At 53.1% G+C, this 12504-nt stretch carries 9 protein-coding genes; 5 read left to right on the forward strand and 4 right to left on the reverse strand.

The genetic code is table 11. From position 1 onward, the window contains the following. Positions 1–38 precede the first annotated feature (38 nt). The 3 genes from E1B03_RS02165 to E1B03_RS02175 are packed head-to-tail and all read left to right on the forward strand — an operon-like array spanning position 39 to position 3538. The gene (locus E1B03_RS02165; protein ID WP_103771961.1) at positions 39–2336 is read left to right on the forward strand and encodes a formate C-acetyltransferase; all 2298 of its coding nucleotides are present in this window, start codon (positions 39–41) and stop codon (positions 2334–2336) included. Beyond that, complete coding sequence (locus tag E1B03_RS02170; protein ID WP_133085619.1) at positions 2302–3180, forward strand: [formate-C-acetyltransferase]-activating enzyme; 879 nt, start codon at positions 2302–2304, stop codon at positions 3178–3180. Before E1B03_RS02165 ends, E1B03_RS02170 begins: the two co-directional genes overlap by 35 nt. 1 nt (position 3181) lies before the next feature. After that, the gene (locus E1B03_RS02175; protein WP_103771963.1) at positions 3182–3538 is read left to right on the forward strand and encodes a PTS fructose-like transporter subunit IIB; all 357 of its coding nucleotides are present in this window, start codon (positions 3182–3184) and stop codon (positions 3536–3538) included. Here the strand turns inward: E1B03_RS02175 and E1B03_RS02180 are convergent. The 4 genes from E1B03_RS02180 to argE form a co-directional block, all read right to left on the reverse strand. Further along, on the reverse strand, positions 3525–4385 hold the full coding sequence (locus E1B03_RS02180) for a helix-turn-helix transcriptional regulator (RefSeq protein WP_133085620.1): 861 nt from the start codon (positions 4383–4385) through the stop codon (positions 3525–3527). The two genes, E1B03_RS02175 and E1B03_RS02180, sit on opposite strands and share 14 nt — an antisense overlap. A 151-nt stretch (positions 4386–4536) precedes the next feature. Next, a complete protein-coding gene (locus E1B03_RS02185) occupies positions 4537–6270 on the reverse strand; it encodes a phosphoethanolamine transferase CptA (RefSeq protein WP_103771965.1) in 1734 nt (577 codons plus the stop codon). Positions 6271–6479: 209 nt separating this feature from the next. Then, positions 6480–9131 (reverse strand): phosphoenolpyruvate carboxylase, encoded by a 2652-nt coding sequence (gene ppc, locus E1B03_RS02190; RefSeq protein ID WP_103771966.1) that lies wholly within the window; start codon positions 9129–9131, stop codon positions 6480–6482. 242 nt (positions 9132–9373) lie between these two features. Then, entirely contained in the window at positions 9374–10525 is a 1152-nt protein-coding gene (gene argE, locus E1B03_RS02195) for an acetylornithine deacetylase (RefSeq protein ID WP_133085621.1), read from the reverse strand. Between the two features lie 155 nt (positions 10526–10680). Between argE and argC the strand changes: the two genes are divergently transcribed. Together argC and argB are read left to right on the forward strand one after the other, a co-directional pair. Beyond that, positions 10681–11685, forward strand: coding sequence for an N-acetyl-gamma-glutamyl-phosphate reductase (gene argC / locus E1B03_RS02200; protein WP_133085622.1), 1005 nt, complete (start codon positions 10681–10683; stop codon positions 11683–11685). A gap of 10 nt (positions 11686–11695) precedes the next feature. Beyond that, positions 11696–12469, forward strand: a complete 774-nt coding sequence (gene argB / locus E1B03_RS02205) for an acetylglutamate kinase (RefSeq protein WP_103771969.1) — start codon at positions 11696–11698, stop codon at positions 12467–12469. The last annotated feature ends 35 nt before the right edge of the window (positions 12470–12504 follow it).

Genomic DNA, 12504 nt, shown 5'->3' on the forward strand with positions numbered 1-12504 from the left:
GTAGCGCCATCAGACAACTATTCCCGCAGGAGTTCCCCATGACTAACCGTATCCAACGTTTAAAAACCGCTCTGTTTCAGAACAACCGTGAAATTTCGCTTGAGCGTGCGCTGCTATATACCGCCAGCCACCAGCAGACGGAAGGAGAGCCGGTTATTCTGCGTCGGGCGAAAGCCACCGCATATATTCTTGAGCATGTTGAGATTTCGATTCGTGATGAGGAACTGATTGCCGGGAACCGTAGTGTTAAACCGCGCGCGGGCATTATGTCGCCGGAAATGGACCCGTACTGGCTGCTTAAAGAGCTGGAGCAGTTTCCAACCCGTCCGCAGGACCGTTTTGACATCAGCGAAGAGGATAAACATCTCTATCGCGACGTTTTGTATCCGTACTGGGAAAAGCGGTCGATGAAAGACTTCATCAACGGTCAGATGACCGATGAGGTAAAAGCCGCCGTCAGTACTCAGATTTTTAGCGTTAACCAGACGGACAAAGGGCAGGGACATATCATTATTGATTATCCACGCCTGTTGAATCACGGGCTTGGCGAGCTGGTCACACAGATGCGGGCACACAGTCGACAGCAGCCGGATAATCACTTTTATCAGGCTGCGCTGCTGCTGCTTGAGGCTTCGCAAAGCCACATTCTGCGTTACGCTATGCTGGCAGAGAAGATGGCGGAAGGCTGCCCGGATACGCAGCGACGCCAGGAATTGCTGAAGATTGCTGAAAACTCCCGGCATAACGCCCAGCACAAACCGCAAACCTTCTGGCAGGCATGTCAGCTGTTCTGGTACATGAACATTATTTTGCAATATGAATCCAACGCCAGTTCGCTCTCACTCGGACGCTTCGACCAGTATATGCTGCCGTTTTATCAGGCCTCGCTGACGCAGGGGGAAGACTCTGCATTCTTACAAGAGATCCTCGAATCACTATGGGTGAAATGTAATGACATCGTACTGCTGCGATCCACCAGCAGCGCGCGCTATTTCGCTGGCTTCCCAACGGGTTATACCGCACTGCTCGGAGGATTGACGGAGAGTGGTCGTAGTGCGGTAAACGTACTGTCGTTCCTCTGCCTGGATGCGTATCAGAGCGTACAGCTGCCGCAACCAAACCTCGGTGTACGCACGAATGCGCTGATCGACACGCCGTTCCTGATGAAAACGGCACAGACAATTCGCCTCGGGACCGGTATCCCGCAAATCTTTAATGATGAAGTGGTGGTACCTGCATTTCTTAACCGTGGCGTCTCGCTGGAAGATGCGCGGGATTATGCGGTTGTAGGTTGTGTCGAGCTGTCTATTCCAGGCAGAACATACGGTTTGCACGATATCGCCATGTTTAATCTGCTGAAAGTCATGGAAATCAGCCTGTATGAGAATGAAGGCAACCCCGCCCTGACGTACGAAACTCTCCTGGCGCATATTCGTGCCAAAATCAGCCACTACATCACGCTGATGGTTGAGGGCAGTAATATCTGCGATATCGGTCACCGTGACTGGGCACCGGTGCCGCTGCTCTCCTCGTTTATTAGCGATTGTCTGGATAAAGGGTGTGACATTACCGATGGCGGTGCTCGCTATAACTTCTCCGGTGTACAGGGGATCGGCATTGCGAACCTGAGTGATTCGCTGCATGCGCTCAATGGACTGGTATTTGAACAACAGCGCTTATCTTTTGACGAGCTTCTGTCGGTGCTAAAAGACAACTTTGCTACTCCGGAAGGCGAGAAAATTCGCGCCAGGCTGATTAACCGTTTCGAGAAATACGGTAACGATATTGATGATGTAGATAACATCAGCGCCGAACTGCTGCGTCATTACTGTAAAGAGGTCGAGAAGTACCAGAATCCACGCGGCGGCCAATTTACGCCGGGTTCGTATACCGTCTCTGCGCACGTGCCGCTGGGTTCGGTCGTTGGGGCGACGCCGGATGGCCGCTTCGCCGGGGAACAGTTGGCGGATGGAGGCCTGTCGCCGATGCTGGGGCAAGATATGCAAGGACCAACGGCAGTCTTGAAATCGGTCAGCAAGCTGGATAACACGCTGCTTTCCAATGGGACGTTGCTGAACGTGAAGTTTACGCCAGCCACACTGGAAGGTGAGGCCGGTTTACGCAAGCTGGCGGATTTTCTGCGGGCATTTACCCAGCTCAAGCTCCAGCACATTCAGTTTAACGTGGTGAACGCCGACACATTGCGCGAAGCGCAGCTGCGCCCGCAGGATTTCGCCGGACTGGTGGTGCGCGTGGCTGGCTATAGCGCCTTCTTTGTCGAACTGTCGAAGGAGATCCAGGATGACATCATTCGCCGCACCGCGCATCAGCTGTGAGATTATTGAGCCGCGTAGCGAGGACGTTGCGCGTATATTCAATATTCAGCGTTACTCATTGAATGATGGGCAGGGTATTCGTACGGTGGTCTTTTTTAAAGGCTGTCCGCATTCTTGCCCGTGGTGCGCCAACCCTGAATCTCTCTCCCCACGCATTGAAACGGTGCGTCGGGAGAGTAAATGCCTGCACTGTACACCCTGTCTGCGTGATGCTGACGAGTGTCCTTCCGGTGCGTTTGAGCGTATTGGTCGTGATATCTCGCTGGACGACCTGGAACGTGAAGTGATGAAAGATGATATTTTCTTTCGCACTTCAGGTGGGGGGGTGACGCTTTCCGGCGGTGAAGTGCTGATGCAAGCCCCCTTTGCCGTACGATTCCTGCAACGTCTGCGGCGCTGGGATGTGCACTGTGCAATTGAAACGGCTGGCGATGCACCAGCCAGCCGTTTGTTATCGCTGGCAAAAGAGTGTGATGAGGTGCTATTCGACCTCAAAATTATGGATGTACGCTTGGCCCGTGAGATCATTAACATGAACCTGCCGCGCGTGTTGGCGAATTTACGATTATTGGTGGAGCAAGGGATTAATGTCATACCCCGCCTGCCGCTGATTCCGGGCTTTACGATGAATGTAGATAACACGCAGTATGCGTTGGTGTTGTTGTCTTCATTAGGTATAAAGCAGATACACCTGCTACCGTTTCATCAATATGGCGAACCGAAATACAACCTGCTCGGCTTGCCCTGGTCGATGAAAGACGTGGCCGTCCCGTCGTCACAAGAGGTTGATACCGTGCGTAAGATGGCGGAATGCGCCGGATTTAAGGTAACAGTAGGAGGATAGTATGACCATCGCACCTGTACGATATCTGGTTGCTGTCACCGCATGCGTAAGCGGCGTGGCCCATACCTATATGGCTGCTGAACGGCTGGAGAAACTCTGCCAGCAGGAGAAATGGAGCATCAAGATAGAAACTCAGGGCGCGTTGGGTACCGAAAATCGCCTGACGGAAGAGGACATTAATCGCGCTGATGCGGTGTTGCTTATTACCGATATTGAACTGGCAGGGGCGGAACGCTTTACGCAGAGTCGTTACGTTCAGTCGGGGATTAGCATTTTTTTACGTGAGCCGCAGCGGGTGATGAGCGCTGTGCGGAAACTGCTTTCAGCGCCACAGCACACGCATCTTACTCTGGATTAGCTGTTATCTCTGTCAGCTGGCTGTGATATTGCCGACGATATTCTGATGGCGAACGTTCGGTATTTTTGCGAAACAGGCGGCAGAAGTAGTTGCTGTCAACAAACCCACAGGTGTGCGCCACCTCTTTGATCTTCAGCTCATAACCCTTCAACAGCGTTTTTGCGTGTTCCAGTCGCGTGTGGTTCAGGTATTCGTTAAAACCGATAGCGCCCGTTTTTTGAAAAAGATGGGAGAGGTAATTGGGTGAAATATAGAACGCCTGCGCGACGGATTCTCGGGTGAGCGGCGAAGCGTAGCGCTCATCAATATAGTCGCGAATGGCTTCGAAAAGCGCCTGACTGCGTGATGCGGTCTGGATCTGGCTGCCGAGCAGATCGCGGCAATGGCTCAGTAAGCTCGCGACGATTAGCCTGGCGGTTTGCTGCTCCTGCGGCTGCATCTGCATTTCATTGAGCGTTTGCAGCAGGAAAGAGCCAATTCGTGGCCCACGCCGCGCAACGTGCTGGCGGGTAACATTTTGATATTGCTTGCCATCCCACTGCACTATGCTGAAACCCAGTTGCTGTTTGCCGAACAGGATGCTGAGTGTTGTGACCGGTGTTACCCACTGCGGAAAGTTCCAGCCGCCAGCCGGAACGAATAACACATCGCAAGGCAGTAACGTTGCGGATGCGCCAGCGACGCCGTTATCGGTGAACTCACCTTCCAGCACAATTTCCAGCCGGGGAAAATCGACCTGATACGCCAGCTCCGGTGTTGAGCTACTGGTGCTGGCAAAATACACCTGGCGTAGCGGCGTGGGGCCGTTAATCAGGCGGGAGAGAAGATGGCTGACGTCGTGATACATGTTAATCCCTTGCAGGCAGCAGACAGGGAAACAGTATCCTTGAAAACAACAGCCCTCAAGTGATTATTGCCGGATGGCGGCTTATGCCTTATCCGGCCTACAAGCCTTTGCGAGCTGTAGGCCGGATAAGCGTAGTGCATCCGGCAACCTGTTATTGATTACCGATTTGATCGCCGTAAGGCAAAGTATCGTAATCAATCAGGGCATTTTTCTTGTATGGATTGCCAATCCAGCGGGTCGTCTCTTTGAACTGCGGGCTGGTAATGGCACGCGTTGGATCAAAACCGTCGTAGGTGAAGCCCGCTAAATCAGACCAGGTATGGATAAGCTCTGAGCTGCTGTATTTACGATTCACATCCTGAGAGAAGTCCCGTGGATGCGCGGCCTGCCATTTTTCCGAAGTCCACAGCAGGAACGGTACCGTATACATATGGCGCGTAGGGTTGTCTTCATTACGACCTTGCGTCTTATGCGGTGGCGTATCGTAGACCTCTTCCCCGTGATCGGAGAAGTACAGCAGGAAGCCGTTCGGATCGGTCGCTTTATAGTCTTTGATCAGGCTGGCAATGATATGATCATTGTAGACATTCGCGCTGTCGTAATCGTTGTAAGCTTCCAGTTCATCGTTTCCCAGTCCGGCGGGAACATTGTCGATATTGTTGTCGAATTTACCCTGCCCATCCGGATAGCGGAATTTGTACTTAATATGCGTTCCCAACAGGTGCACGATGATGAACTTTTTCGGTGCCGGGTCTGCCAGTACTTCTTTAAATGGCGCCAGCACGTTGCTGTCATATTCGCGCGCGCTTTGCGTACGCTGCTGGTTCATATAGAACTGCTTATCCGTCTGCTTCGAGAACACGGTCAGCATGGTGTTGCGGGCTGTCATCGTCTGCTGGTTGGTGATCCAGAAGGTTTTATAACCTGCCTGTTTCATCATGTTCATCAGCGACGGCTGAGTCAGATACAGGTCCGGGTTCTTCTCGTTGGCGAAAGTCAGCGCCTGCTGCAGGATTTCAATGGTGTACGGACGTGAGGTCACGACATTATTGAACACGGTGAAGTTAGGATCGGATTTATGCAGCGCATCCAGTTCTGGCGTCGTTTCACGCGGGTAACCATACAGACTCATGCGGCCACGTTGCGTCGATTCGCCAATCACCAGCACCAACGTACGCGGCGCGTCACCTGAGCTGTCTTTAAAGTTGGCCAGCGGCGGCAGGGCATTGTTCTCATTCAGCAGGCTATTAAGCGAGGTTAACTGCTGACGATATTGATAATACCCAGAGATGAACTGCCACGGTGCGGCAGGCTCCATACGTGAGGCAAGACCATCCAACGTTTTTTCAAACGGTTTATGTTTGATGAGCGTGTTAACGGTTATCGGGTGCAGAATCAAACCGTATAACAACGCAAACGACACCAGATAGCGCCAGGGCGATGGAATATGCACAGGGCGCAGACGTGTCCACAGCAGAATAGCCACAGCCGTATAGGCCAGGGCAATAAGAACAATCTTCAGGCTGAAATACTGACTGAGATATTCGCTGGCTTCGTTCGCATTGGTTTCAAACATTACGTACAGAACGCTTTGCGAAAACTCTTGTCCGTAGATGACGTAATAGCTCAGAGCAGCCAGCGAGGCTGCCCATAACACCACGCCTATCACGGCAGCAATAATGCGGATACGGTTTGGAAATAAAAATACCGGGATCAACCACAGCGAACTGAACAACAAGGAGTCGCGTAAACCGGTAGATCCGCTGTAGCCACTAAAATAGATAACGGCCTGCAGTAATGAGGAAAAAAACCAAAAATAGAGGAGCGCCCAACCCAGGGCTTTCCAGCTAAAGGCGGGTTTAGACTGGAGTTGTAAGGATTGCATAATGTGAGCCTGTCTTTAATCGTAGCGCCAAGAGTAGCGACTAAACATTAAGAGGAACTGAAGCATCACGATCTCAGGATCGTGTTTTGTTGTTGATATATTCACGGGGTGAATATATTCAGGCGGGAATATATTGAAAAAGAAGCGGTTATGACAGCAGTTTTTGCCGTCGCCTTCATACAATAGCACGAAGGCGACGAGAGGGGATGTTAGCCAGTATTACGCATACCAGCGGCGACACCAGCGATGGTCACCATCAACGCTTGCTCAACGCGCGGATCCGGTGCATTGCCTTGCTCTTCCGCCAGGCGTGAGCGGTGTAACAGCTCTGCCTGCAATACGTTCAGCGGATCGGTATAAATATTTCTTAACTGAATGGACTCGGCAATCCAAGGCAGGTCGGCCATCAAATGTGAGTCGTTGGCAATCGCCAGTACGACATCGATATCGGCTTCCAGGCGCTGACGCAGCTCTTCACCCAGCGGCCACAGCTCTTTTTTGACCAGGCGTTGATCGTAGTATTCTGCCAGCCACAGGTCTGCTTTGGCGAAAACCATTTCCAGCATACCAAGACGCGTGGAGAAGAATGGCCAGTCGCGGCACATGGCTTCGAGTTCGCTTTGCTTACCGTCTTCCACCACTTTTTGCAGCGCGGTACCTGCGCCCAGCCATGCCGGGAGCATCAGGCGGTTCTGCGTCCAGGCGAAGATCCACGGAATAGCGCGCAGAGACTCTACCCCACCGGTTGGGCGGCGTTTTGCCGGACGTGAACCGAGCGGCAGTTTACCCAGTTCCTGCTCCGGCGTCGCGGAGCGGAAGTAGGGAACGAAGTCTTTGTTTTCACGCACATATCCACGGTATAGCTCGCAGGAAATATCGGAAAGCTCATCCATGATATGACGCCAGTTATCCTTCGGCTCTGGCGGCGGTAACAGGTTGGCTTCCAGGATGGCTGCGGTATACAGCGACAGACTGCTGATGGTCACTTCCGGTAGGCCGTACTTAAAGCGGATCATCTCACCTTGTTCTGTCACGCGCAGACCGCCTTTCAGGCTGCCTGGCGGTTGTGAGAGCAGCGCCGCATGTGCAGGCGCGCCGCCGCGACCAATGGAGCCGCCGCGACCATGGAACAGCGTCAGTTCGATACCGGCTTTTTCGCAGGTTTTGATCAGTGCGTCCTGTGCCTGGTATTGCGCCCAGGAGGCCGCCATCACACCTGCGTCTTTGGCGGAATCAGAGTAGCCAATCATGACCATCTGTTTGCCCTGAATAAAGCCGCGGTACCAGTCGATATTCAAGAGCTGGGACATGACGTCATCAGCATTGTTGAGGTCGTCCAGCGTTTCAAACAGCGGCGCAACCGGCATAGCAAAACCGATCCCGGCTTCTTTCAGCAGCAGATGTACGGCCAGCACATCCGATGGCGTTTTCGCCATCGAGATAACATAGGCGGCAATGGAGCCATACGGGGCTTCGGCAATGACCTGACAGGTGTCGAGCACTTCGCGGGTGTCGTTGCTCGGTTCCCAGTTACGCGGCAGCAGCGGACGCTTGGAGTTCAGTTCGCGGATCAGGAAAGCCTGTTTATCCGCTTCCGACCAGTTTTCGTAGTCGCCAATGCCCAGATAACGGGTCAGTTCGCCCAGGGCTTCAGTATGACGGGTGCTTTCCTGGCGAATATCAATACGTACCAGCGGCACGCCGAAACACTTCACGCGTCTAAGGGTGTCGAGCAATTCGCCATTGGCGATAATACCCATGCCACAGGCCTGCAGTGACTGGTAGCACGCATATAGCGGGTCCCAGAGCTGTTCGTTTTGCGTGAGAAGCCCCGCCGGTTTCGGTAATTTCTCGCCTTTAAGACGGGCTTCCAGCCAGGCCTGGGTTGCCATCAGACGAGAACGCAGGGTTTTCATCAGATAGCGGTAAGGTTCCGCTGCGCCTTCTTCGCCCACCAGCGCCAGCAGTTCCGGCGTGGCATCCACCATCGACAGTTCAGAAATCAGAAACTGGATGTCTTTCAGGAACAGGTCAGTGGCTTTCCAGCGACTGAGCAGCAGTACGTGACGGGTGATATCTGCCGTTACGTTCGGGTTACCGTCGCGGTCACCGCCCATCCAGGAGGTAAAGCGAACCGGGACAAAATCAACCGGCAGCTTATAGCCCAGGTGTTCTTCCAACTGTTCGTTCAGCTCGCGCAGATAGTTTGGTACGCCTTCCCACAGGCTATTTTCAACCACCGCAAAGCCCCATTTGGCTTCATCAACCGGGCTTGGGCGCAGCTTACGGATTTCATCCGTATGCCAGGATTGGGCAATGAGCTGGCGCAGACGGCGCATCAGCTGATGGCGCTCGTAATCGACGAGGTCTTTGTTATCAAGCTGCTTAAGACAGGCGTTTACTTCGCCCATTTTATGGATCAGCGTACGGCGGGTAATCTCGGTCGGGTGGGCGGTGAGAACCAGCTCCAGAGAGAGAGATTCCACGGCTTTCTTGATGGTGGCTTCATCGAGGTTGGGCTGATCTTTCAGTTTACGCAGAGTGCGAGCAATCACTTCCGGGTTGCTGGCTGCTTCGCCTTTTGGCGAAATGCTGTGGTACTGCTCGGCGGTGTTGGCCAGATTCAGGAACTGGCTAAACGCGCGGGCAACCGGCAGCAGCTCGTCGTTAGACAGGTTTTGCAGCGTAGTGAGCAGCTCCTGGCGGTTGACTTCATTGCCAGCGCGGGATGATTTGGACAGCTTACGGATTGTTTCTACGCGGTCGAGAATGTTCTCCCCCAGCGCATCCTTGATGGTTTCTCCCAGCACTTTGCCGAGCATACTGACATTACTACGCAACGCGGAATATTGTTCGTTCATATTAACCCAGACACCCCATCTTTAATTTATGCGTCCTGTATCTTTCGGACTTTGTGTGTTCGCCGTCTTTTATAAAGCCACGTAAAACTCGTGACGTCAATTGCTGCGAAATCGGTTCAGCAAACGAAAAAATGGCGGGAATTTACGTTATTTAATTCACATCGAATCAAATAAGCTGTGCTTATGGAAATGTTAATAAATCACCTCGATTACCACTAAAGGGTTAACGAGGTGATTGACGGTTAATGCCAGCAGAAGTGGTGCACAACCTGGGTAATTAACTCCCGCGTCGGCTTAATAAAACGCGTTTCCAGATATTCATCTGGCTGATGTGCCTGATTAATAGAACCGGGTCCTAACACCAGCGTTGGGCAAAGCGTCTGGATAAACGGCGCCTCAGTGCAGTAGTTCACCACTTCCGTTTGCGCTCCCAGTAGTTTCTCAACCACTTGTACCAGTTGATGATCCGGCGGGCATTCATAGCCCGGAATTGGCGGATGCAGTTCTGAGACCGTCAGGCGACCCGGCCAGCGCTCGCAGACAGGGGCCAGCGCGTCGTTAAGTAAACCATTGAGATCGTTGAGCGTCATGCCGGGCAATGGGCGAATATCCATATGCAGTTCGCAACAGGCACAAATTCGGTTGGCGGCGTCGCCGCCGTGGATGTGACCCAAATTTAACGTCGGATACGGGACGGTAAAGGCGTCATGGTGATAACGCTCTTTCAGGTCATCGCGCAGATTCATGATATGGCCGATGGCGTCATGCATCAGTTCAATCGCATTAACGCCACGCGCGGGATCGCTTGAGTGACCCGATTGTCCCAAAATACGAATCGCATTAGAGATGTGACCCTTATGCGCGCGCACTGGTTGCAGGGATGTAGGTTCGCCAATGATTGCGCAGTCCGGGCGCAGAGCGGTGGTTTCAGAGAAATAGCGCGCTCCCGCCATGCTGGTTTCTTCGTCGGCAGTGGCCAGAATGTACAGGGGCTTTTTCAGCTTTGTGACGTCGACATCACGCAACGCGTCGAGGATAAAGGCGAAGAAGCCTTTCATATCCGCCGTACCCAACCCGTAGAGCTTGTTGTCATGCTCGGTCAGGGTGAACGGATCGCGCGTCCAGCGTCCATCGTCAAACGGCACGGTATCGGTATGCCCCGCCAACAACAGACCGCCAGCTCCCTGTCCAATGCTCGCCAGCATATTGAATTTATTTCGCGTGTCGGGAACCGGCTGGACCTCGACATTGAAGCCTAAATCTTTGAACCAGTCCGCCAGTAGAGTGATTAAACCTGCATTGCTTTGATCGAGCGCTTCCTCGGTGGCGCTAATCGACGGCGTGGCAATCAGAGCGCGGTAAATCTCGATAAATGGCGGTAAATTGTTTTTCATTGTTGACACACCTCGGGTCATGATAGTATCAATATTCATGCAGTATTTGTGAATAAAAATACATTAACGTTGAGCGTAATAAAACCCACCAAGTGTAAGGTGAGGTGATAAAGGCTTATACCTGGCAACAGAATCTAAGAAGGTGAGCAGCCCCGATGTTGAATACGCTGATTGTGGGCGCCAGTGGCTATGCCGGCGCAGAGCTTGTGACCTATGTAAATCGCCATCCTGATATGACCATAACCGCTTTGACCGTCTCAGCGCAAAGCAATGATGCAGGAAAATTAATCTCCGATTTGCATCCGCAGTTGAAAGGTATTGTCGATTTACCGTTGCAGCCGATGTCAGATATCAGCGAGTTTAGCGCAGGGGTAGACGTTGTGTTCCTCGCAACGGCTCATGAGGTGAGTCATGACCTGGCGCCGCAGTTTTTGCAGGCTGGTTCCGTGGTGTTTGACCTCTCGGGCGCGTTTCGCGTAAACGACGGCGCGTTCTATGAAAAATATTATGGTTTTACTCATCAGCACCCTGAGCTGCTGGAGCAGGCGGTTTATGGGCTGGCGGAGTGGAGCGAAGACCAACTGAAAGACGCGAATCTGATTGCCGTACCGGGTTGTTACCCAACGGCGGCGCAGCTTTCGCTGAAACCACTGATTGACGCCGGACTGCTGGATCTCAGCCAGTGGCCGGTGATTAATGCTACCAGCGGCGTGAGCGGTGCGGGCCGTAAAGCGGCCATCTCCAACAGTTTTTGTGAGGTGAGCCTGCAGCCGTATGGCGTGTTTACCCATCGTCATCAGCCGGAAATCGCTACTCACCTCGGCGCACAGGTGATCTTCACTCCGCATTTGGGCAATTTCCCACGCGGAATTCTGGAAACCATTACCTGCCGTTTGCAGGCGGGCGTAACTCATGCGCAGGTGGCCCAGACGTTGCAGCAGGCGTATGGCGATAAGCCACTGGTGCGTCTGTATGACAAAGGCGTTCCGGCGCTGAAGAATGTGGTTGGCTTACCGTTCTGTGATATTGGGTTTGCCGTGCAGGGTGAGCACCTGATCGTGGTGGCGGCGGAAGACAACTTATTGAAAGGCGCGGCGGCACAGGCGATGCAGTGCGCAAATATTCGTTTTGGCTTTGCCCAAACGCAGTCTCTTATTTAAGGGTGCAACAATGAATCCATTAATTATCAAGCTGGGCGGCGTTTTACTGGATAGCGAAGAGGCGCTGGAGCGTCTGTTTACCGCACTGGTGAATTATCGTGAGTCGCACCAGCGTCCGCTGGTCATTGTGCACGGCGGCGGCTGCGTGGTCGACGAGCTGATGAAGCAACTGAATCTGCCGGTGAAAAAGAAAAATGGTCTGCGCGTCACGCCTGCCGATCAAATTGACATTATTACCGGCGCCCTGGCGGGAACAGCGAATAAAACCTTACTGGCCTGGGCAAAAAAGCATCACATCGCATCTGTAGGTCTGTATCTTGGTGATGGTGACAGCGTAAAAGTGACGCCGCTCAATAAAGATCTGGGTCACGTTGGACTGGCGCAGCCGGGTTCGCCTAAGCTAATTAACACGCTGTTGGAAAGCGGTTTTCTGCCGGTAGTGAGTTCCATTGGTGTTACTGAAGACGGACTGCTGATGAACGTGAATGCCGATCAGGCGGCAACGGCCCTGGCGGCAACGCTGGGTGCGGACCTGATCCTGCTCTCTGACGTAAGCGGTATTCTGGATGGTAAAGGTCAGCGTATTGCCGAAATGACCGCCGCGAAAGCGGAACAGCTGATTGAACAAGGCATTATTACCGACGGTATGATCGTGAAGGTCAATGCGGCGCTGGATGCCGCGCGTACGCTGGGCCGTCCGGTGGATATTGCCTCCTGGCGCCATGCCGAGCAATTGCCGGCGCTGTTTAACGGTACGCCGATCGGTACGCGTATTCTGGCTTAACCATTAATGTGCCGGATGGCGCTTTGCTTATCCGG

Origin of the sequence: Citrobacter arsenatis (genome assembly GCF_004353845.1) — a bacterium.
Classification (GTDB): Bacteria; Pseudomonadota; Gammaproteobacteria; order Enterobacterales; family Enterobacteriaceae; genus Citrobacter; species Citrobacter arsenatis.

Coding starts and splice junctions, on each gene's coding strand:
- E1B03_RS02175 (WP_103771963.1), top strand. CDS start 3,182: ATGACCATCGCACCTGTACGATATCTGGTTGCTGTCACCGCATGCGTA.
- E1B03_RS02180 (WP_133085620.1), bottom strand. CDS start 4,385: ATGTATCACGACGTCAGCCATCTTCTCTCCCGCCTGATTAACGGCCCC.
- E1B03_RS02165 (WP_103771961.1), top strand. CDS start 39: ATGACTAACCGTATCCAACGTTTAAAAACCGCTCTGTTTCAGAACAAC.
- argB (WP_103771969.1), top strand. CDS start 11,696: ATGAATCCATTAATTATCAAGCTGGGCGGCGTTTTACTGGATAGCGAA.
- argE (WP_133085621.1), bottom strand. CDS start 10,525: ATGAAAAACAATTTACCGCCATTTATCGAGATTTACCGCGCTCTGATT.
- argC (WP_133085622.1), top strand. CDS start 10,681: ATGTTGAATACGCTGATTGTGGGCGCCAGTGGCTATGCCGGCGCAGAG.
- ppc (WP_103771966.1), bottom strand. CDS start 9,131: ATGAACGAACAATATTCCGCGTTGCGTAGTAATGTCAGTATGCTCGGC.
- E1B03_RS02170 (WP_133085619.1), top strand. CDS start 2,302: ATGACATCATTCGCCGCACCGCGCATCAGCTGTGAGATTATTGAGCCG.
- E1B03_RS02185 (WP_103771965.1), bottom strand. CDS start 6,270: ATGCAATCCTTACAACTCCAGTCTAAACCCGCCTTTAGCTGGAAAGCC.